The organism is Acrocarpospora pleiomorpha (assembly GCF_009687885.1).
Classification (GTDB): Bacteria; Actinomycetota; Actinomycetes; order Streptosporangiales; family Streptosporangiaceae; genus Acrocarpospora; species Acrocarpospora pleiomorpha.
This window is the reverse complement of record NZ_BLAF01000042.1, coordinates 29,642-50,263: the sequence shown is the minus strand read 5'-3', so window position 1 is coordinate 50,263 and position 20,622 is coordinate 29,642. Positions and strand designations below refer to the sequence as shown.

19 protein-coding genes are annotated in these 20,622 nt (G+C 68.6%); 16 read left to right on the top strand and 3 right to left on the bottom strand.

Going from position 1 to position 20,622, the window contains the following annotated elements:
* Positions 1-166 precede the first annotated feature (166 nt).
* The 5 genes from Aple_RS31655 to Aple_RS31635 all read left to right on the top strand — a co-directional run bounded on the left by Aple_RS31655 (position 167) and on the right by Aple_RS31635 (position 5,639).
* Positions 167-1,288 carry a citrate/2-methylcitrate synthase gene (locus Aple_RS31655; RefSeq protein ID WP_155348388.1) on the top strand — a complete coding sequence of 374 codons (1,122 nt, stop codon included), beginning with the start codon at positions 167-169 and terminating at the stop codon, positions 1,286-1,288.
* Positions 1,275-1,559, top strand: a complete 285-nt coding sequence (locus Aple_RS31650) for a DUF3017 domain-containing protein (RefSeq protein ID WP_155348387.1) — start codon at positions 1,275-1,277, stop codon at positions 1,557-1,559. Before Aple_RS31655 ends, Aple_RS31650 begins: the two co-directional genes overlap by 14 nt.
* 95 nt (positions 1,560-1,654) lie before the next feature.
* Positions 1,655-2,872: an NADP-dependent isocitrate dehydrogenase gene (locus Aple_RS31645; protein WP_155348386.1), complete on the top strand. Its 1,218-nt coding sequence runs from the start codon at positions 1,655-1,657 to the stop codon at positions 2,870-2,872.
* Positions 2,873-2,990: 118 nt separating this feature from the next.
* Positions 2,991-4,736, top strand: a complete 1,746-nt coding sequence (locus Aple_RS31640) for a serine/threonine-protein kinase (RefSeq protein WP_155348385.1) — start codon at positions 2,991-2,993, stop codon at positions 4,734-4,736.
* A 66-nt stretch (positions 4,737-4,802) separates the two neighbouring features.
* Positions 4,803-5,639 (top strand): CARDB domain-containing protein, encoded by an 837-nt coding sequence (locus tag Aple_RS31635; RefSeq protein WP_155348384.1) that lies wholly within the window; start codon positions 4,803-4,805, stop codon positions 5,637-5,639.
* Here the strand turns inward: Aple_RS31635 and Aple_RS31630 are convergent.
* Positions 5,616-5,762 (bottom strand): hypothetical protein, encoded by a 147-nt coding sequence (locus Aple_RS31630; protein ID WP_155348383.1) that lies wholly within the window; start codon positions 5,760-5,762, stop codon positions 5,616-5,618. The two genes, Aple_RS31635 and Aple_RS31630, sit on opposite strands and share 24 nt — an antisense overlap.
* Positions 5,763-5,802: 40 nt before the next feature.
* Positions 5,803-6,741 (bottom strand): UDP-glucose 4-epimerase GalE, encoded by a 939-nt coding sequence (gene galE, locus Aple_RS31625; protein WP_155348382.1) that lies wholly within the window; start codon positions 6,739-6,741, stop codon positions 5,803-5,805.
* A gap of 106 nt (positions 6,742-6,847) precedes the next feature.
* Here galE and Aple_RS31620 point away from each other — a divergent pair, with 106 nt between their 5' ends.
* From Aple_RS31620 to Aple_RS31610, 3 genes are read left to right on the top strand one after another with little or no spacing between them, the layout of a single operon-like run.
* Entirely contained in the window at positions 6,848-8,143 is a 1,296-nt protein-coding gene (locus Aple_RS31620; RefSeq protein WP_218038583.1) for a hemolysin family protein, read from the top strand.
* 31 nt (positions 8,144-8,174) lie between these two features.
* Positions 8,175-9,179, top strand: a complete 1,005-nt coding sequence (gene trpS / locus Aple_RS31615) for a tryptophan--tRNA ligase (RefSeq protein ID WP_155348380.1) — start codon at positions 8,175-8,177, stop codon at positions 9,177-9,179.
* A gap of 17 nt (positions 9,180-9,196) precedes the next feature.
* The gene (locus tag Aple_RS31610) at positions 9,197-10,144 is read left to right on the top strand and encodes a YihY/virulence factor BrkB family protein (protein WP_246264916.1); all 948 of its coding nucleotides are present in this window, start codon (positions 9,197-9,199) and stop codon (positions 10,142-10,144) included.
* On the opposite strand, the gene Aple_RS31605 is transcribed toward Aple_RS31610, so the two are convergent.
* Positions 10,141-11,229, bottom strand: coding sequence for a D-alanyl-D-alanine carboxypeptidase family protein (locus Aple_RS31605; RefSeq protein ID WP_155348379.1), 1,089 nt, complete (start codon positions 11,227-11,229; stop codon positions 10,141-10,143). The genes Aple_RS31610 and Aple_RS31605 overlap by 4 nt on opposite strands.
* 247 nt (positions 11,230-11,476) lie before the next feature.
* On the opposite strand from Aple_RS31605, the gene Aple_RS31600 reads away from it, so the two are divergent.
* The 8 genes from Aple_RS31600 to Aple_RS31565 all read left to right on the top strand — a co-directional run bounded on the left by Aple_RS31600 (position 11,477) and on the right by Aple_RS31565 (position 20,613).
* Positions 11,477-12,658: a glutamate--cysteine ligase gene (locus tag Aple_RS31600; RefSeq protein WP_155348378.1), complete on the top strand. Its 1,182-nt coding sequence runs from the start codon at positions 11,477-11,479 to the stop codon at positions 12,656-12,658.
* A gap of 12 nt (positions 12,659-12,670) precedes the next feature.
* Positions 12,671-13,870, top strand: a complete 1,200-nt coding sequence (locus tag Aple_RS31595; RefSeq protein ID WP_155348377.1) for an amidohydrolase — start codon at positions 12,671-12,673, stop codon at positions 13,868-13,870.
* An 82-nt stretch (positions 13,871-13,952) separates the two neighbouring features.
* The gene (locus tag Aple_RS31590) at positions 13,953-14,972 is read left to right on the top strand and encodes a BMP family lipoprotein (protein ID WP_155348376.1); all 1,020 of its coding nucleotides are present in this window, start codon (positions 13,953-13,955) and stop codon (positions 14,970-14,972) included.
* Positions 14,973-15,091: 119 nt separating this feature from the next.
* Positions 15,092-16,195 carry a BMP family lipoprotein gene (locus Aple_RS31585; protein WP_246264915.1) on the top strand — a complete coding sequence of 368 codons (1,104 nt, stop codon included), beginning with the start codon at positions 15,092-15,094 and terminating at the stop codon, positions 16,193-16,195.
* Between the two features lie 71 nt (positions 16,196-16,266).
* The gene (locus tag Aple_RS31580; RefSeq protein ID WP_155348375.1) at positions 16,267-17,772 is read left to right on the top strand and encodes an ABC transporter ATP-binding protein; all 1,506 of its coding nucleotides are present in this window, start codon (positions 16,267-16,269) and stop codon (positions 17,770-17,772) included.
* The gene (locus Aple_RS31575; protein ID WP_155348374.1) at positions 17,769-18,932 is read left to right on the top strand and encodes an ABC transporter permease; all 1,164 of its coding nucleotides are present in this window, start codon (positions 17,769-17,771) and stop codon (positions 18,930-18,932) included. The genes Aple_RS31580 and Aple_RS31575 overlap by 4 nt, the downstream gene beginning before the upstream one ends.
* Positions 18,929-20,227, top strand: a complete 1,299-nt coding sequence (locus Aple_RS31570) for an ABC transporter permease (RefSeq protein ID WP_155348373.1) — start codon at positions 18,929-18,931, stop codon at positions 20,225-20,227. Before Aple_RS31575 ends, Aple_RS31570 begins: the two co-directional genes overlap by 4 nt.
* Positions 20,224-20,613, top strand: a complete 390-nt coding sequence (locus tag Aple_RS31565; RefSeq protein ID WP_155348372.1) for a cytidine deaminase — start codon at positions 20,224-20,226, stop codon at positions 20,611-20,613. Before Aple_RS31570 ends, Aple_RS31565 begins: the two co-directional genes overlap by 4 nt.
* Positions 20,614-20,622 lie beyond the last annotated feature (9 nt).

Below are 20,622 nucleotides of genomic sequence, written 5' to 3'. Positions count from 1 at the left end.
GGTAGCCCGCCGTTACTTTCCCTACACCTCCGGCTTACCCAAACGTGGTGATGGGGAATCGCCTTTGCCCAACGGAGAATCTCTCACGAAATTGGTTTGGACCTCTGCAAAGCCCTTTACCTGCTCACAGGTAGACTTCCAGCGTAGATAAGTGGAGGAAACACTTATGGCGGACAAGCCCACCAAAGGCCTGGCAGATGTCGTCGCCGCGTCCACAGCGCTGAGCGACATCGACGGCAAGGCGGGCCGGCTCTTCTATCGTGGCTACGACATCCACGATCTGGCCGGCCGTACCACCTTCGAGGAAACCGCTCACCTGCTCCAGCATGGAAAACTTCCCAACAGGGAACAACTCGCCGCATATGGCGACGAATTGGTCCGTGGCCGGAGGCTCGGCAACCTGGTTCAGGCCAACGTGGCGGAGATCGCCGAGAAGCAGGAGCCGATGGAGGCCCTGCGCACGTTGGTCTCGCTGGCCAGCGCCGACGATCCGGACAAGGACTCCAACGCCGCCGACGCGAACCTGCGCAAGGCGGCCAGACTCACCGCGCAGCAGCCGCTCCTGGTCGCCCGCTACCACGCCTCCAGAACCGGCACCGAGATCCCGGAGCCCGATCCCGAGCTGAGCATCGCGGCCAACTTCCTGTTGCAGATCACCGGGCGACTGCCGTCCGACCGGGAAGTGGAGATCTTCGACGAGTGCCTGGTGCTGCACGCGGACCACACCATGAACGCGTCCACCTTCGCGGCCCGGGTCTGCGCGGCTACCTTGTCGGACATGCACTCGGCCGTGGTGGCCGCCATCGGCACCCTGAAGGGCCCCCTGCACGGCGGCGCCAACGAGCAGGTCATGCGGACCCTGGAGAGCCTCGACCCCACCGGGGTGGCCCAGGCGGTGCGCGACAAGCTGGCCGCGCACGAGAAGATCATGGGGTTCGGGCACCGCGTCTACAAGGTCGAGGACCCGCGGGCCACCCATCTGCGCGCGATGTCACGGGAGCTGGGCGAGGCGTCCGGAGACGACACCTACTACCGGATGTCGAAGGAGATGGAGGAGGTCGTCCTCGCCGAGAAGGGCCTCTACCCCAACGTCGACTTCTTCGCCGCCACCGTCTACCACTATCTTGGGATCCCAACTGATCTCTTCACGCCGGTCTTCTCGGTCAGCCGGATGGCCGGGTGGACCGCGCACGTGATCGAGCAGCACGCCGACAACCGGCTGATCCGCCCCGACAGCGAGTACATCGGCGAGCGCGACCAGAAGTGGACCCCGATTGACGAACGGTGACAAGACCTCCTGGTGGCCGTACCTGCTGGTGGCAGTGGGTGCGGCTACTGGGCTTGGGCTGATCGGCCTGGGCCTCGGTCACATCACCGGCGGCATGGTGATGGGCCTCACGATGCTGGCCGGGGCCGGGCTGCGCCTGGTGGTGCCCGTCCGCAGCACCGGGGCGCTGGGCGTACGGCGCAGAAAGACGGATGTGCTCACCCTCGCCACGTTCGGCTTGCTGCTCGTGGTCGGGTCGCTCGCCTTCCTCATCAAGTTTCACGCGACCTAGTCGCGGACCGGTTACACCGGTTCGATAGCCTCGACGGCGCCGCAAAAAGGACTGCCGTAGCAGGATTGTGTTCGTTCAGAAGGGGAACCCCACGCATGCCCAAGATCAAGGTAGCGGGCCCGGTCGTCGAGCTTGACGGCGACGAGATGACCCGGATCATCTGGCAGTTCATCAAGGACCAGCTGATCTTGCCCTACCTGGACGTCGACCTCAAGTACTACGACCTCGGCATCGAGCACCGGGACGCCACCGACGACCAGGTGACCATCGACGCCGCGCACGCGATCAAGCAGTACGGCGTGGGCGTCAAGTGCGCCACGATCACGCCGGACGAGGCCCGGGTCGAGGAGTTCGGCCTGAAGAAGATGTGGCGCTCCCCGAACGGGACGATCCGCAACATCCTCGGCGGCGTCATCTTCCGCGAGCCGATCATCATGTCCAACGTCCCCCGCCTGGTCCCGGGCTGGACCAAGCCGATCGTGGTCGGCCGTCACGCCTTCGGCGACCAGTACCGCGCCACCGACATCGTGATCCCCGGCGAGGGCGCGCTCACCCTGACCTTCACCCCCAGCGACGGCAGCCAGCCGATCGAGCTGGACGTGTTCGACTTCCCCGGCGGCGGCGTGGCCATGGCCATGTACAACCTGGACGAGTCCATCCGCGACTTCGCCCGCGCCTCGTTCCGCTACGGCCTGGACCGCAACTTCCCGGTCTACCTGTCGACCAAGAACACGATCCTCAAGGCGTACGACGGGCGGTTCAAGGACATCTTCGCGGAGATCTTCGAGTCGGAGTTCAAGGCCGACTTCGAGGCCGCCGGGATCATCTACGAGCACCGCCTGATCGACGACATGGTGGCCGCCGCGCTCAAGTGGGAGGGCGGCTACGTCTGGGCGTGCAAGAACTACGACGGCGACGTGCAGTCCGACGTGGTGGCGCAGGGCTTCGGCTCGCTCGGCCTGATGACCTCGGTGCTGATGACCCCGGACGGCCAGACCGTGGAGGCCGAGGCCGCGCACGGCACGGTCACCCGGCACTACCGCCAGCACCAGCAGGGCAAGCCCACCTCCACCAACCCGATCGCCTCGATCTTCGCCTGGACCCGCGGCCTGCAGCACCGCGGCAAGCTGGACAACCAGCCCGAGGTGATCGACTTCGCGGACAAGCTGGAGCAGGTCTGCGTGGAGACCGTCGAGGGCGGCCAGATGACCAAGGACCTGGCGCTCCTGGTCGGCGGCGACGCCGAGTGGCTGACCACGCAGGACTTCCTGGCTGCGCTGGACGAGAACCTGAAGAAGAAGATGGCGCGCTAGACCCCCGTTTCGCGTGAAGGGCCGCCCGAGGGTGGCCCTTTCGCGTACGGGGGATCATCATGTCTCTCGGGGTCGTAAAGTGCTGCACATCGGTACTTTGCAGAATCATGGGGATGAGATGATCGTTCCGCTCGGGCCGGGGGATCCGAAAGAAATCGGGCCCTTCACTATTTCCGGGCAGCTCGGTGAGGGCGGTCAGGGCATCGTCTACCTGGGCGAGAACCAGGCCGGGGAGCGGGCCGCGATCAAGCTGCTGCACGTCAAGTTCACCGGGGACGCGATCGCCAGGTCCCGGTTCGCCCGGGAGTTGCGGGCCGCGCAGCGGGTGGCGAGCGAGCGCACCGCCCGGGTGATCGCCGCCGACCTGCAGGGCGACACGCCGTACATCGCGAGCGAGTACATCGAGGGCCAGTCGCTGCGGCACGCGGTGGAGGGCTCGGGCCCGCTGGGCGGCGCCGAGCTGGACCGCCTCGCGGTCGGTACGGCTACCGCGCTCACCGCCATCCACAACGCCGGAATCGTGCACCGCGACTTCAAGCCCGACAACGTGCTGCTGGCCGCCGACGGCCCCCGGGTGGTCGACTTCGGCATCGCCCGGATCATCGACTCGACCGGGACGATCACCAGCAGGGCGGTCGGCACGCCGGCCTACATGGCGCCCGAGCAGATCTCCGGGGACGACATCGGCCCGGCCACCGACGTGTTCGCGTGGGGCGCGACCATGGCCTACGCGGCGACCGGCCAGGTGGCCTTCGGCGGCTCCTCGATCGCGGTGGTGCTCAACCGCATCCTCAACCATGACATCGATGTCACCCCGCTGCCCGAGCCGCTGCGCGGGGTGGTCCGGGCCTGCCTGAACAAGGCCCCCGCCGATCGGCCGACGGCCGACCACATCCTGGCCCGGCTGCTCGGCCGCGCGGACGAGGGCGCGCCTGCCACGATCGTGCTCCCCCCGCAGCGCAAGCGGCGGCGCTGGCTGCCCGCCGGTCTCGCGGTGGGCGCGTCCGTGCTGGTGATCGGCGGGGTGGTGGCCGCCACGCAGCTGCTGCCCAGCGGCGTCACCCCCACCCCGACCCCCACCCGCTCCCCGACGCCGACGCGGAACAGCCCGTCCGCGTTCACCTCGGTCTTCGACAAAGCCGCCGCCACCGGCAAGCTGGCCATCGGGGTCAGGAACGACCTGCCGGGGCTCGCGCTCGGCGAACCGGGGACGGTCAGCGGCTTCGAGGTCGAGGTGGCCAGATACATCGCCGACAAGCTCGGCGTGCCCGCGAGCGGGGTGAGCTTCCAGACCGTCTCCCGCTACACCCGGGAGGACGCGCTGAAGCTGGGCCAGGTGGACCTGGTGCTGGCCACCTACTCCTACGACGATCACAAGACCGACGAGGTGACGTTCGCCGGGCCGTACTACCAGGCCAGGACCGACGTGCTGGTACGGCAGGACGCCGGGATCACCACCGAGGCCCAGCTGGCCGGGAAACGGCTCTGCGTGCGCAAGGACAGCACCAGCGCCGACCAGGTCCTGGCCCGGGTGAAGATGACGCCGGTCGCCGGGGGCGACTACGGCGACTGCATGAACCTCCTGAAGGGTGGTCTGGTCGACGCGGTCCCCGGCGACGACCTGATGCTGGCCGGCTTCGCCAACCGCGAGCGGACCCTCAAGTTCCGGGTGCTCGGCCTGGGCCTGGACGACATCCGCTACGCGGTCGCGCTGCCCAAGGGCGACACCCGGACCTGCGTGCCGATCCGGCAGGCCATCCTCGACATGTACGAGAGCGGCGCCGCCCGCACGCTGCTGAAACGCTTCTTCGGCAGGGTCGCCTTCACCCCCGAGACAGACACTCCGGAACGGGTGGCCTGTTAGCGGCGTGTCAGCACGATCTCACCGACCGTCCGGGTTTGAATTGGATCCGAGAGTTCGGGGGAATTCATGGGTCGTTGGGTCGTTGCCGCGTTGGTCAGCCTGCTCACGGGGGTCGCGGCGCCGCCCGCACGGGCCGAAGGGCCGTTCGGCGGCGCTGATCTGACGGTGAAGATCCAGTCCTTCCCGCCGATAGCGCAACCCGGGCAGACGATCACCTACCGGGTCACGGTCGGCAACGCCGGGCCCGGCGACGCGGTGCTGCCGGTGCTCACCGTCCGGATCCCGCGCGATGTCGAGATCATGAGCGTGGACGTGGCCGAGTGCCAGCCCGGTCGCGGCTACAACGAGGTCGTCTGCCGTTCGCCGCGCGACATCCTGGCCGGCGGCAAGGGCGGGGTGACCATCACCGGCCTGGTCCGGCCCAGCGCGAGCGGCCCGCTCCGCGCCCACGCCACGCTCAGCTCCGAGGTGGTCGACGCCGATGAGAAGAACAACCAGGTCAACGCCCTCACCAAGGTGGACGACGGCGCCGATCTCGCCGTCCGGCTCGCCCCGGCCCGGCGCGCCGCCCGTCCGGGCGAGGAGTACTCCGTCGACGCGGTCGTCCACAACCGGGGGCCTCGCGAGGTCCGGGACGCGATCGTTTACGTGCAGTCGGGCCGGGCCCGCTTCCTGACCGGGACGGGCGCGCGCTGCCAGATCCGCGCGGAGCTGATCGGTTGCGAGCTCCCACCGATCAGGTCGGGCGCCTCGGCCCGGTTCCAGCTGGCCTTCCGCGCCCCGGAACGCCCGGTCCGCACCCAGGCCACCGTCTACTCGCGTGACCTGGGCGACCGCCGCCCCGCCAACAACCAGGCGCACCTGCGGCTCGCCGTCCCGCTAAGCCCCGCCAAATCCCGCTGAGGGGCATTTGACGGACGGCTGGGGCTCCGGGCCGCCGGTGGCGAACACCACACCGGCGGCGGCGATGAGACTGCCCAGCACGATGAGGGCCACAAGACCCAGCTTGGGAAGCAGTTCCCTCATGATGAGATCTCATCACATTTAACGGATTGAAGTGGGGCAATTACCGAAGAGCCGCCCAGGCGTCCCCGACGATGCTGCGGAGCGTGTTGTGCTCCGGCTTCCAGCCCAGCTCGCGCTGGATCAGGTCCGAGGAGGCCACCAGCACGGCCGGGTCGCCGGGCCGCCGGGGCGCGGCCACGACCGGGATCTCGTGGCCGGTCACCTCGCGGCAGACGTCGATGACCTCCTGGTTGGAGAAACCGGTGCCGTTGCCCAGGTTGTAGATTCGGTGTATACCCGGCGTGCAGGCGTCCAGGGCCAGCAGGTGGGCTCGGGCCAGGTCGGCGACGTGCACGTAGTCGCGGACGCAGGTGCCGTCCTGGGTGGGGTAGTCGGACCCGAACAGGTTCATCGAGTCGCGCTCGCCCAGGGCGACCTTGAGCACGTTGGGGATCAGGTGCGTCTCGGGCGTGTGGCGTTCGGCGAAGCGGCCGTACGCGCCGGCGACGTTGAAATAGCGCAGGCTGACGGCGGCCAGGCCGTACAGGTTGGCGAAGGTGGTGAGGGCGGTGTCCACGGCTAGTTTGGACGCGCCGTAGGGGTTGCCGGGGCGGGTCGGGTCGGATTCCCGGATGGGGGTGCGCTCGGGCTCGCCGTACACGGAGGCGGTGGAGGAGAAGACGATGCGGCCGACGCCCGCGCCGCGCATCTCGTCCAGCAGGGTGAGCGTGCCGCCGAGATTGTTGGCCCAGTAGCGGTCAGGATGCTCGACCGACTCGCCGACCAGGGATCTGGCGGCGAAGTGCAGCACGGCGTCGAAACCGGTCAGATCTCCGGGCTCGGTGATCGAACCCTCCACGAAGGTCGCTCCCGCGGGGACCGCGTCGGCGTGGCCGGTGGAGAGGTCGTCCAGCACGGTGACCGCGTGCCCGGCCTCGACCAGCTGCGCCGCGACGACACTCCCGATGAATCCCGCGCCCCCGGTTACCAAAAGCTTCACGTTTGATCCTGTTCAGTTCTGTTTGAATCTGTCCGACCAGCCTAGCCGAGTACGCTGGCAGATCATTCTGTCGGCCCGGGCGGGAACCCCAGTGAACACTCTCCTCATGAACATCGCCCTCGTCCTGATCTTCATTCTGATCGGGGGCTTCTTCGCCGCCGCCGAGATGGCCATGGTCTCCCTGCGGGAGAGCCAGGTGCGCCGCCTGGCCTCGTTCGGCCGCCGCGGCGCCCGGGTGGCCAAGCTGGCCCGCGACCCCAACCGGTTCCTGTCCGCCGTGCAGATCGGGGTCACCGTCGCCACCGTGCTGTCGGCCGCGTTCGGCGCCGACCGGTTCAGCGGCGAGCTCACCCCCGTGCTCGAAGGCTGGGGCCTGTCCGGCCAGGCCGCGCCCGTGGTGGCCCTGGTGCTGGTCACCCTGGCCATCTCGTACGTCTCGCTGGTGCTGGGCGAGCTCGCCCCCAAACGGCTGGCCCGGCAGCGCGCCGAAGGCCTGTCCCTGGTGATCGCGCCGTTCCTGGACCGGGTGGCCGCGCTGTCCCGCCCGGTCATCTGGGCGCTGTCCAAGTCCACCGACGGTGTCGTACGGCTGCTCGGCGGCAACCCCAAGACCGACCGCGAGAAGATGTCCACCGAGGAGCTCCGCGACATGGTGGTCGGCCACGCCGAGCTCACCGAGGACGAGCGGCACCTCATCGGCGAGGTATTCGCGGCCGGGAAACGCCAGCTCCGCGAGGTCATGCTGCCCAGGACCGAGGTCGAGTTCATGGACGCGGACACTCCTCTGGCCGAGGCGGCGGTGCTAGCCGCCAGCATGCCCTACTCCCGTTTCCCGGTGTTCCGCGGCTCCTACGATGACATCGTGGGCTTCGTGCACGTGCGCGACCTGCTCGACCCCGTGCTCACCGGCCGGATCGAGCCGATCAGCGAGATCGTCCAGATCCGCCCGGTCAAGATGCTGCCCAGCAGCAAACGGGTGCTGATCACCCTCTCCGAGATGCGCGACGAGGGCCACCACCTGGCCATCGTCGTCGACGAGTACGGCGGCACCGACGGCATCGTCACCCTGGAAGACCTGGTCGAGGAACTCATCGGCGACATCCGCGACGAATACGACGAGGCCGAGGTGCCGGTGCGCAGGATCGCCGGGGACATCGAGGTCGAGGGCCTGGTCCGCCTGGTCGACTTCCACGAGGAAACCGGCATCAACCTGCCCGAAGGGCCGTACGAGACGCTGGGCGGCTACGTGATGGCCGTGCTCGGCCACCTGCCGGCGGTCGGCGATTCGGTGGACAGCCCGGGGGCCGGGCTCACCGTCACCGAGATGGACGGCCGCCGGGTCTCCCGGGTCCTGGTGACCCCGAAGCCGGTCTCTCCGGCGGTCGAGGATTCGAGTCGCTAGTGGCGGGGAAGTCCTGACAGAATCTAGGGCTATGGCCCGTCCTCGAGTTCTGTCCGGCATCCAGCCCACCGCCGACTCCTTCCACCTCGGCAACTATCTGGGCGCGGTGCGCCAGTGGGTCGCGCTGCAGGACACGCATGACGCGTTCTACATGGTGGTGGACCTGCACGCGCTTACGGTCAACCCGAGCGCGGCCGAGCTGACCCGCCGGACCAGGATCGCCGCCGCGCAGCTGTTCGCCTGCGGCCTGGATCCCGAGCGCTCGGCGGTCTTCGTGCAGAGCCACGTGCGCGAGCACGCCGAGCTGGCCTGGATCCTGATCTGCCAGACCGGCATGGGCGAGGCCGGCCGGATGACCCAGTTCAAGGACAAGTCCGCCAAGGTCGGCGAGGGCTCGGCCAGCGTGGGGCTGTTCACCTACCCGATCCTGCAGGCGGCCGACATCCTGCTCTACCAGGCCGACCAGGTGCCGGTCGGGGCCGACCAGAAGCAGCATCTGGAGCTCTCCCGCGACCTGGCCCAGCGGTTCAACAGCCGGTTCGGCCGCACGTTCACGGTGCCGAGCCCGTACATCCTGAAGGAGGTCGAGAAGATCACCGACCTCCAGGAGCCGACCGCGAAGATGTCCAAGTCCTCCTCCAGCCCGCAGGGCATTCTGGACGTGCTGGAGCAGCCGGGCCCGCTGCGGAAGAAGGTCATGCGCGCGGTCACCGACACCGGCTCCGAGGTGGTCGCCGACGAGGAGAACAAGCCCGGCATCACCAACCTGCTCAGGATCCAGTCCGCGATCACCGGCACGCCCATCCCCGAGCTGGAAGCGCGGTATGCGGGGCAGGGCTACGGCACCTTCAAGAAGGACGTCGCCGAGGTCGTGGTGGAGACGTTCGCGCCGATCCGGGAGCGCACCGAGAAGCTGCTGGGCGACGAGGCCGAACTGGACCGCATGCTCGCCATCGGCGCGGCCAAGGCGCGCGCGGTCGCGGTCGAGACCATGGCGCACGTCCGGGAGAACATCGGGTTCCTGCCGACGCTGTGAGCGGGTAAGACAGACGTGTGATCGCGCGCCTTAAGCAGCTACTCGAGTCGATCAAGGCGCGCGGGCGCGGACTTGTCGAATACGCGCGAATCCGGTTCCGGTGGGTCGACCACCTGATCCGGACCGTGCAGCGTTACCAGGTGCAGTCGGGCGACCACCTCGCCGGGTCGGTCACCTACTTCGCGTTCCTGTCGTTCTTCCCGCTCATCTCGCTGGTGTTCGCGCTGTTCGGGTATGTCGTCGCGTTCGGCTGGCTGGATCCCGAGGCCAAGAAGACGATCACCGCCGCGATCAACGAGCAGCTGCCGGGGCTGGCCGGCCAGCTCCAGATCGACCAGCTCGCGGACGCGCGGGTGAACGCCGGGATCATCGGTCTGGTCGGTCTGCTCTACGCGGGTCTGGGCTCGGTGGACGCGCTGCGGACGGCCTTTCGCAAGATCTGGATGAGCACCGAGCCGCAGGTCAACTTCTTCCTGCTCAAGCTCAGGGACCTGGTCGCGCTGATCCTGGTCGGCGTCATCATGCTCACCTCGGTGCTCATCTCCGGCTTCGCGGGCGGCGCGACCACCACGGTCGCGGGCTGGTTCGGCCTGGAGCACTCGGCGATCGGCACGTTCGGCGTGGCCGCGGTCGGCATCCTGGTCAGCCTCGCCGCCGACATTCTGCTGTTCCTCGTCCTGCTGGGCTGGCTGGCCAGGCCGAAGCCGGCCCAGCCGTTCACGTTCGTGTTCCGGGGCGCGGTGCTCGGCGCGATCCTGTTCGGGGTGCTCAAGCAGCTCGCCACGCTGCTGCTGGCGCACACCCTGAGCAATCCGGTGTACGGCACGTTCGCCGTCATCGTGGGCCTGCTGATCTGGATGAACCTGTCGGCCCGGGTGATCCTCTACTCGGCCGCCTGGACGGCCACCGCCGCCCTCGGACCACCGCCGGAACCCTCGCCGATCCCGTCGAACGGACACTACTAGCGGCGGGCGCGGCGGCGGATGCCGTATCCGATCCAGACCAGGCCGCCGGCCAGGCTGCCGATCAGGACGAGGGTGGCCACCAGCGGGGTGCCGCTCTTCTCGACCGTGGTGGTGGCGACGTCCGCGGCCGCGGGGATCGGCGTGACCGATCTGGCGGCGAGCGGCGTCAGGGTGGGGTCGGGGAGCGGGTCGACGAGCGTGCCGACCGGGGCGACCTTGCCGCGGTGGGCGAAGCCCCAGTCGAGCAGGTCGGCCACCTCGCTCCAGAAGGCGCCCTCGTGGCGCATGATCGCGACGATCACGGTGTGCCCGTTCCGGTTGGCCGCGCCGACGAAGCTGCCCAGGGCCTTGGACGTCCAGCCGTTCTTCACGCCCACCATGCCGTTGTAGGTCCAGAGCAGCTTGTTGTGGTTGCCGATCTCGTAGTAGCCCTTGGGCGCCGGAAATTTCGCGGTCTTGGTGGAGATGTAGTTCTTGAACGAGGGGAGTTTGAGGCCCGCGCGGGCGATCAGCGCCAGGTCGTAGGCGGAACTGCTCTGGCCGGGCTCGTCCAGGCCGCTCGGGGTCTTGGCCACCGTGTCGTTGGCCTGAAGCCGCCTGGCCTCGGCGTTCATGTCCGCCAGGGTGGCCGGGACGCCGCCGTTGGCCTCGGCCAGGGCGTGCGCGGCGTCGTTGCCCGAGACCATCAGCAGGGCCCGGAACAGATCGTCCACCTGGTAGATCGGCTTGGGCACCAGGCCGACCGCGCTGCCTTCGATGTTGCAGGCCTCCCGGCTCGGCTGGACCCGCTTGTTCTTGTTCAGCTTGGGGATGAGCGTGACCGCGGTCAGCGCCTTGAGCGTGCTCGCCGGCAGGAACCGCCCGTGCGGGTTCTTGGCCGCCAGCACCTGCCCGGTCTCGGCGTCGGCGATCACGAACGCGCTGGCCTTGCTTTTCGGCGGGGCCTTCACGCCGGGCGGGAGCACCAGGCCGGTTCCGGCCAGCTGTTCGCCGCCGATCGTGTCCGCCCGGGCGCTCGATTGCCCTGCCCCGATCAGGGCAGTCGTCAGTACTGCGACCCCGAGGGCGCTCGTCCCAATTCGCATGTCCGGACATCTCCCCCAAAGCTCGCAGCCGTACGCATCGCGACACGCCGACCCTACTGGGCTCCGGGCATCGATGAGCGCACGCCGCAAGGGCTTAGCGATGTGTGACGGTTTGGGGGGTATTGGAGGATCTTGGCTCCTGAGTGACCATGCACTGAACGCAACCGCTCATGGTGAGGAATTCGGGATGGCCGATTTTTGCCACGCCGAGTGACGGTGCCTGAGACGATGGACTATGGAGGTAGTTGTGGCGATTGAGTTCAATCCATCCCGTGGCGCCACTCTGGGCGTCGAATGGGAGCTGCAGCTCGTCGACACGCGTACGCGGCGCCTCCGGCAGGATGCGCGTGACGTGCTCGCCGCCGTACCTGACCTGAGTGAGAGCTCCCGGCCGAAGGCCATGCACGAGCTCATGGAGTCGCAGATCGAGATCGTGACCGATATCTGCCACACGGCGGCGGAAGCCGTACACGATCTGGACAAGAGCATCCAGCGGTTACGCTCCGTGGTGGAACCCCGGGGAATCGCCCTGGCCTGTACGGGCACTCACGCCATCAGCGAGTGGCAGGACGCCGAGTATTCGCCCATGCAGCGCTACGCCGAACTGGTGGTGGAACTGCAGTGGCTGGCGCGGCGCATCCAAACATTTGGCGTACATGTCCACGTGGGGGTGCGGGAAAGAGATAAAGTCATTCCTATAGTCAACGCACTTGCGGCCTACCTGCCGCATTTCCTGGCGTTGACGACCTCTAGCCCGTACTGGGGCGGCCAAGACACCGGGCTCGCCTCCAGCCGGGCCATCGTTTTTGGTGCGCTGCCCACAGCTGGACCGCCGCATCTATTGGCGGATTGGGCGGAGTTCGAGGAGTACATGGACACCCTGGTGCGTGCCGGCACCATCAGAAGCATCAAAGAGGTGTGGTGGGACATTCGGCCACACCCCGACTTCGGCACGATCGAGATCAGGATGTTCGACGGCATTCCGACCTTGCGGGAGGTCGGGATGGTCACCGCGCTGTCCCAGTGTCTCGTGCAACAGTTCGACCAGCAGCTCGACCGCGGCTACACGCTACCCCAACCGGCCGCCTGGGTGGTCCGGGACAACAAGTGGCGGGCCACCCGATACGGCCTGGACGCCACCGTCATCACCGACGACCGGGGCGCCACCGCGCCGATGCGGGACATGCTCTACGAGCTGAAGCGCGAGCTCGAGCCCGTTGCCGACCGGCTCGGCTGCGCCGACGAGCTGGCCGTGCTGTCCGACGTGCTGGAGCAGGGCAGCTCGTGCGAACGCCAGCGGGCCGTCCGCGCCGGGGGCGGCACGCTCGAAGACGTCGTGGACGCCACCATCACCGAGTTCGCCGAGAACCGGTTCGTGACGTCCGGCCGCCACACCTCCCGCGAACCGACTGACCACATAGGAACGTGAAAGGGAACGCCAGTGACGACCTCGCTCGCGGAGGGGACCGAACTCGCCGGGCAGTTGGCCCAGTTCCTCGTCAAGCACGACGAGGAACTGATCGAGTTCCGGCGTGACCTGCACGCCCACCCGGAGACCGCCTTCAACGAGCACCGCACCACCGAGGCGATCGCGCAGCGGCTGAAGGACGCGGGGCTCAGCCCACGCCCGCTCGTGCGTGGCACCGGCCTGTGGGCGGACATCGGCCGGGGCGACGGGCCGCTCATCGCCCTGCGCGCGGACATCGACGCGCTGCCGATGGAGGATGAGAAGGATGTTCCGTACCGGTCGGTGTACCCGCACGCCTGCCACGCGTGCGGGCACGACGCGCACACCGCGATCGTGCTGGGGGCCGGGCTCTTCCTGCAGTCTCAGGCCGAGGCGGGGCTGCTGCCCGGCCGGGTCCGGCTGATCTTCCAGCCCGCCGAGGAGATCGCGGGCGGCGCGCTCGAAGTCGTCAAGGAGGGCGGCCTGTCCGGGGTCGACCGGATCTTCGCGGTGCACTGCGACCCCAGGATCGAGGTCGGCAAGGTCGGCCTGCGCACCGGCGCGATCACCGGCTCCTGCGACAACGTGCAGCTCAAGGTGTCCGGGCCCGGCGGCCACACGGCCCGGCCGCACCTGACCGTGGACCTGGTGTTCGCGCTGAGCAAGATCGTCACCGAGCTGCCCGCCGTCCTGTCCCGCCGGGTGGACCCGCGGTCCAGCCTCAGCCTGGTCTGGGGGCAGATCTCGGCCGGGTCCGCGTTCAACACCATCCCCGACGTCGGGTACGCCCAGGGCAGCGTGCGCTCCCTGGACGAGGACACCTGGCACACCGCGCCGGAACTGATCAAGTCTTTGGTGGACCAGGTGGCCGAGCCGTACGGGCTCGACGTCGAGCTGGACTACCGCAGGGGCACCCCGGCCACGGTCAACGAGGCCAAGAGCATCCAGATGTTCAACGACGCGGTGAGCAAGTTCATCGGCGAGAGCGCCGCCGTGCCCACCCCGCAGAGCCTGGGCGGCGAGGACTTCTCCTGGTACATCGAGTCCGTGCCCGGCGCGCTGGCCCGGCTGGGCGTGCGGCCCCCGGGCGCGACCGCGGTCACCGACATCCACCACCCGGCGTTCGACATCGACGAGCGGGCGATCGGGATCGGCGTCAAGGTGATGTCCGCGACCGCGCTTGCCGCCATGTGACCCAAGCTTTCCGGGGCGGCGAGCTACGCGTTGCGCCTTAAAGGTGACGCTGGTTTATACATGGCGTCGCTGAGGGGGACATGTGCGTCGCGTGATCCTGATCATCCCGCTGGTCTCGGCCGTCGTCGGCTGCGGCGGGCCGGCTCCCGAGAGCGAGCCCGTGCCGAGCAGCAGCTCGATGACGACGGTCGGGCTGATGTACGGAGTGGGTGGGCGCGGCGACCAGGCGTACAACGACTCGGTCGCGTTCGGTCTGGACAGGGCCAAGGTCGAGTTCGGGTTGCGGACCAGGGAGCTGGGGGCTCTGGCGGGCGAGGGTGACGCCCCGAGGATCGAGGGGCTCCGGCTGCTCGTCAGGAGTGGCTGCAATCCGATCATCGGGGTCGGGTTCCCCAACGCGGCCGCGGTGAAGCAGGTCGCGGCCGAGTTCCCCCGGGTCAGGTTCGCCCTCCTGGACGACGCGTCGGCGACCGCGGCCAATATCACCAACCTGGTGTTCGCCGTGAACGAGGGCGCGTTTCTGGTCGGCGCGGCGGGCGCGCTCAAGTCCACCAAGAACAGCCTGGGTTTCGTCGGCGGGGTGAACGCGCCGGGGATCCACGCGTTCGAGGTCGGCTACCGGGCGGGCATCGCGCACGTCCGGCCGAAGGACCGGATCCAGGTCGAGTACCTCTCCCAGCCGCCGGACCTGTCCGGCTTCTACAACCCGCCCCGGGCCAGGGCCGTCGCCGCCAGAATGTACGGCTCCGGCGCCGATGTCGTCTTCCAGGTCGCGGGCGCCTCCGGCGCGGGGGTGTTCGAGGCGGCGCTGGCCGCGGAAAAATGGGCGATCGGGGTGGTCACCGATCAGGCCGAGACCGCGAACCCCTCGGTCCGCGGCCGCATCATCACCTCAATGGTCAAAGAAGTCGATGTCGCGGTGTACGACTTCATCTTCAGCGTGCTCCGGGGCGCGGTGAAGACCGGCTCGGTCACTTACGACCTGAAGGCGGGCGGCGTGGACTACACCACCACGGGCGGCCACATTCGCAACTTCGTGCCCCGGCTCAACGAGCTCAAGCGGCAGATCATCAACGGAACGATCAAGGTTCCGACCGGTTGACCTGGTCACAGGCAGGACCTAGCTGGATAACGGACCTGTTGCGGACTTGTGTGAGCATTTGGTAGTTGCAGGTCAAACAACTATCTTCCGTGCAGGGTTGCCGTGCGTTCCTTTCGCGCGTGCGACGGAAGTTGGACGTCACGGAAGGGGAGTTCACCTTGCTCCGCAATCGTTTTGGCAGGCTCATCGCCGGTACCGCGGCGAGCGCCATGCTGTTCGCCGTCGCCGCCTGCGGCGGTGACGGCACCGAGGCCGCGCCCAGCGGCGCACCGGCCTCGTCATCCGCCCCGGCCGCGGCTTCGGCGAAGGTCGGCCTCGCATACGACATCGGCGGGCGTGGTGACCAGTCGTTCAACGACTCCGCCGCGGCCGGTCTGGACAAGGCCAAGGCCGAACTCGGCGTCGAGGTCAACGAGCTCGAGGCCGCCAACGGCGAGACCGACGCGCAGAAGGAGGAGCGCCTCCGCCTCCTCGCCACCGGCGGTTACAACCCGATCATCGCGGTCGGCTTCGCCTACTCCGCCGCGATCACCAAGGTCGCCAAGGAGTTCCCCGAGGTCAAGTTCGCCATCGTCGACGACGCCGCCGAGGGCGCGAACATCTCCAACCTGGTCTTCGCCGAGGAGCAGGGCTCGTTCCTGGTCGGCGTGGCCGCCGCGCTCAAGTCCACCAAGAACAACGTGGGCTTCGTCGGCGGCGTGGACGTCCCGCTGATCCACAAGTTCGAGGCGGGCTTCGAAGCCGGTGCCAAGGCCGTCAAGCCGGACATCACCGTACAGAAGAAGTACCTGACCCAGCCCCCGGACTTCTCCGGCTTCGGTGACCCGGCCAAGGGCAAGACCGCCGCCGAGGGCATGTTCGACGCGGGCGCCGACGTGGTCTACCAGGCCGCGGGCGGTTCCGGCGCGGGCGTCTTCGAGGCCGCCAAGGCCGCCAACGGCCTGGCCATCGGCGTCGACTCCGACCAGGCCAAGACCGCCGACCCGACCGTCGCCGACGTCATCATCACCTCGATGCTGAAGAAGGTCGACGTCGCGGTCTTCGACTTCATCAAGAACTTCACCGCCAACACCGTCAAGCCCGGGATCACCGTCTACGACCTGAAGGCCGGCGGCGTCGACTACTCCCTCACCGGCGGCAAGATCGACGACATCAAGGCCCAGATCGACGAGTACAAGAACAAGGTCATCAGCGGCGAGATCACGGTTCCCACCGGCGCCTGACCCGATGACACCGCGGGGCCCGGTAGCTGCAACGCCGGGCCCCTTGGTTTACTTTCCTTCGGGAGGCCGAGATCAGCACCCAGACCGCAGTCGCCCTGGACGGGATCACCAAACGATTCCCGGGCGTCGTCGCCAACCGCGACATCCACCTGAGCGTGACCAAAGGCCACATCCACGCCATCGTCGGCGAGAACGGCGCCGGCAAGTCCACGCTCATGAAGATCCTGTACGGCATGCAGCGGCCGGACGAGGGTGAAATCCACATCAACGGCTCCCCGGTTTCCTTCCACACCCCCGGAGACGCCATCGCGGCCGGCATCGGCATGGTGCACCAGCACTTCATGCTGGCCGACAACCTGACCGTGCTGGAGAACGTGGTCCTCGGCAGCGAGCCGCGCAAGGGCGGCATCGCGCTCGACTTCGCCGCCGCCCGCAAGAAGATCAAGGAGATCTCCGACGCGTACGGTCTGGACGTCGACCCCGACGTGCTGGTCGAGGACATCGGCGTCGGCCTGCGGCAGCGGGTTGAGATCCTCAAGGTGCTCTACCGGGGCGCCCGCATCCTCATCCTGGACGAGCCCACCGCCGTGCTCGTGCCGCACGAGGTGGACGAGCTCTTCGAGAACCTGCACGGCCTGGTCCGCGAGGGCATCACGATCATCTTCATCTCGCACCATCTGGACGAGGTGCTCAAGGTCGCCGACGCGATCACGGTGATCCGCCGCGGCACCACGGTGGCCAGCGTGGACCCCGCCTCGGTCACCGCCAGGCAGCTGGCCGAGCTCATGGTCGGCTCCGAACTGCCCAGCCCGGAGACCCGCGAGTCCACGGTCACCGACACGGTGGCGCTGGAGGTCACCGGCCTCACCATGGGGACCGACGGCGGGCGGCCGCTGCTCGACGACATCTCCTTCACCATCCACAAGGGCGAGGTCCTCGGTATCGCCGGGGTCGAGGGCAACGGCCAGGCCGAACTGGTCGAGGCCATCATGGGCATCCGCCCCTCCTCCGGCGCCATCACCCTGGCCGGGACCGACATCGGCGACTGGTCCACGCTGCGCCGCCGCGAGGCCGGGATCGGCTACATCCCGGAGGACCGGCAGCGCCACGGCCTGCTGCTGCTGGCCCCCCTGTGGGAGAACCGCATCCTCGGCCACAACTCCGGCGGCGTCTGGATCGACCGCAAGGGCGCCCGCGCCGACACCGAACGCATCGTCACCCAGTACGACGTCCGCACCCCCGGCATCGACGTGGACGCCGCCGCGCTCTCCGGCGGCAACCAGCAGAAGCTGATCGTCGGCCGGGAGATGAGCGGCGACCCCGTGCTGCTCATCGCGTCGCACCCGACCCGGGGCGTCGACGTCGGCGCCCAGGCGGCCATCTGGGACCACCTGCGCAACGCCCGCGCCGCCGGGCTCGCGGTGCTGCTCATCTCCGCCGACCTGGACGAGCTGATCGGCCTGTCGGACACGCTGAAGGTGCTGCTGCGCGGCAAGATCGTCGCGGATGTCGACCCCGCGAACGTGACTCCGGAACAGCTCGGCTCGGCCATGACCGGTGCCGGGGAGGACGCATGACCACTGGCAAGGAAGTCCCCCAAACCCCCCATCGCGACACATTCGCCAACCGGCTCATCGGTCGGATCAAGCTCAACGGGCTGATGGCGCTGGCCGCGCCGGTGCTGGCGATCCTGTTCGCGGGCCTGATCACCTCGCTGGTGCTGATCCTCACCGACCACCCGCCCGTCGACACGTTGCTGGCCATGGTCGAGTACGGCAGCACTCCCCGCTCGATCGTGCTGATCATCAATCTGGCCTCGGCCTACTACCTTTCCGCGATGGCCGTCGCGCTCGGCTTCCGGATGAACCTCTTCAACATCGGCGTGGACGGCCAGTACCGGCTGGCCGCCCTGTGCGCCGCCGCCGTCGGCGGCGCGGTCGCGCTGCCGAAACCGCTGCACATCGGGCTGATCATCGTGGTCGCGGTGGTGGTCGGCGCGGCCTGGGCGGGCATCGCCGGCGTGCTCAAGGCCAAGCGCGGGGTCAGCGAGGTCATCTCCACCATCATGCTGAACACCATCGCCACCGGGCTGGGCGCCTGGCTGCTGGCCCAGTGGGCGGTGCCGGTGGCCGGGAGCAACAACATCGGCACCAACCCGATCCCCGAGTCGGGGCACGCGCCGGGCATCCCGCTCATCCCGCAGGCCCCGAACGAGGTGTTCGGCCTGTTCATCCTGGCCGTCCTGGTCGGGATCGGGTTCCACGTGCTGCTCAACCGCACCCGGTTCGGCTTCAACCTGCGCTCCACCGGTCTGTCCGAACCGGCCGCCGTGGCCAGCGGGGTGAACGTCAAGAAGATGATCGTCATCGCCATGCTGATCTCCGGCGGGATGGCCGGCCTGGTCGGCATGCCGCAGTTGCTCGGCTCCTCCTACTCCTACAGCCTCGACTTCCCGCCCGGGTTCGGCTTCACCGGCATCGCCATCGCGCTGATCGGCCGGAACAACCCGATCGGGGTCGCCTTCGGGGCCCTGCTGTGGAGCTTCCTGGACGTCTCGCAGAACATTCTCAGCCTCAAGAAGGTGTCACCCGAGATCGTTACGATCATGCAGGGCGTGATCGTGCTGGCGGTCGTCATCGCGTACGAGCTGGTGCACCGCTACCGGATCGCGGCCGAGCAGCGGCGGGTCAGCCGGGAACTGTCGGCGTCGGTCCACCTGGAAGGAGCAGCCGCGTGAGCACCGCCACCACCACTCCGGCGGCGGTCGCGCCGCCGGCGGGCAGATTCCGGCTGACCTGGCCGGTCGCCCTGCTCGGCGTCGCCGGGCTGCTGGTCCTGATGTCCTTCACCAGGATCGTCACCGGCGCGCACGACATCACCTCCAGCGGCACCGTGAGCGCGGCGCTCTACCTGGCCGTGCCGATCGGGCTCGCCGGTCTGGGCGGGCTCTGGTCAGAACGCTCCGGCGTGGTCAACATCGGCCTCGAAGGCATGATGATCCTGGGCACCTGGTTCGGCGCGTGGGGGGCGTTGGTCACCGGCAACCCCTGGGTCGGGGTCGTCGCGGGGGCGCTCGGCGGCGCGGCGGCCGGGGTGCTGCACGCCATCGCCACCGTCACCTTCGGCGTCGACCACGTGGTCTCCGGCGTGGCCATCATCCTGCTCGGCACCGGCATCGCCAAATACCTGTCCGCCCTGATCTTCTCCACCATGACGGGCGGCGGCGACACCCAGTCGCCGCGCGTCCCCCCGATGCAGACCATCGGCCTGTGGGGCGTCGGCGGGGACAACCGGTGGGTCCTGTTCGACGGCGCCGACCCGCTGCGCACCCTCGAAGGCCAGCGCTGGTTCTTCGTCTCCGACCTGGCCGGGGTGCTGCGCGGCCTGACCACCAACGTCTCGCTCTTCACCATCCTGGCCATCCTGCTGGTGCCGCTGACCTTCTGGACGCTCTGGCGGACCTCCTTCGGCCTGCGCCTGCGCGCCTGCGGGGAACGCCCGGTGGCCGCCGAGTCCCTGGGCGTCAACGTCTACTACTACAAGTACGTGGCCGTCGTCGTCTCCGGCGCGCTCGCCGGGCTCGGCGGCGCGTTCCTGTCCATCGTGGCGGCCGGCACCTACCGGGAGGGCCAGACCGGCGGGCGCGGCTTCATCGGCCTGGCCACGGTCATCTTCGGCAACTGGCGCCCCGGCGGCCTCGCGGCCGGCGCGGGCCTGTTCGGCTACACCGACGCCCTCCAGCTCCGCCAGGGCGGCACTTCCGTGCACGCGCTGCTGCTCGTCATCGCCCTGCTGCTGGCTGCCGTCGGCGTTTACCAGCTGGTACGGCTGGCACGCAACCGGGCCGCGCTGATCACCGGGGTGAGCGCGGTGGTGGTGTTCGTGGTGTTCATGATCACCGACACAGTGCCCGAGCAGTTCACCTCGTTCACCCCGCACCTGACCACTCTGCTGGTACTGTCCCTGGCCTCGCAGCGGTTGCGGATGCCGGCCGCGGATGGCTTGCCATACCGGAGAGGACAGGCGAAATGACGATCGACTGGGAGCTGTTGCGGGAGCACGCGGGGGAGGCGATGACGCACGCGTACGCGCCATACTCCAAATTCCCGGTCGGGGCCGCCGCCCTGGTGGACGACGGCAGGATCGTGGTGGGCTGCAACGTCGAGAACGCCTCCTACGGGCTCGGCCTGTGCGCCGAGTGCGGCCTGGTCTCCGCGCTGCACGCCTCAGGTGGGGGGCGGCTGGTCGCGTTCACGTGCGTGGACGGCCATGGTGAGCTGCTCATGCCGTGCGGCCGCTGCCGCCAGCTGCTGTTCGAGCAGGGCGGCCCCGAGTTGCTGGTGGAGACACCGGAGGGTCCGTGGCGGATGGCCGACATCCTGCCGTTCGCCTTTGGGCCTGACGACTTGTCACGATAAATGGGGGGA

Bases quoted from the DNA above. Each gene is read 5' to 3' on its own strand.
- Aple_RS31565 (WP_155348372.1), top strand. From the start codon at position 20,224: ATGACGATCGACTGGGAGCTGTTGCGGGAGCACGCGGGGGAGGCGATG.
- trpS (WP_155348380.1), top strand. From the start codon at position 8,175: ATGGCCCGTCCTCGAGTTCTGTCCGGCATCCAGCCCACCGCCGACTCC.
- Aple_RS31635 (WP_155348384.1), top strand. From the start codon at position 4,803: ATGGGTCGTTGGGTCGTTGCCGCGTTGGTCAGCCTGCTCACGGGGGTC.
- Aple_RS31620 (WP_218038583.1), top strand. From the start codon at position 6,848: ATGAACATCGCCCTCGTCCTGATCTTCATTCTGATCGGGGGCTTCTTC.
- Aple_RS31640 (WP_155348385.1), top strand. From the start codon at position 2,991: ATGATCGTTCCGCTCGGGCCGGGGGATCCGAAAGAAATCGGGCCCTTC.
- Aple_RS31645 (WP_155348386.1), top strand. From the start codon at position 1,655: ATGCCCAAGATCAAGGTAGCGGGCCCGGTCGTCGAGCTTGACGGCGAC.
- Aple_RS31630 (WP_155348383.1), bottom strand. From the start codon at position 5,762: ATGAGGGAACTGCTTCCCAAGCTGGGTCTTGTGGCCCTCATCGTGCTG.
- Aple_RS31575 (WP_155348374.1), top strand. From the start codon at position 17,769: ATGACCACTGGCAAGGAAGTCCCCCAAACCCCCCATCGCGACACATTC.
- Aple_RS31605 (WP_155348379.1), bottom strand. From the start codon at position 11,229: ATGCGAATTGGGACGAGCGCCCTCGGGGTCGCAGTACTGACGACTGCC.
- Aple_RS31655 (WP_155348388.1), top strand. From the start codon at position 167: ATGGCGGACAAGCCCACCAAAGGCCTGGCAGATGTCGTCGCCGCGTCC.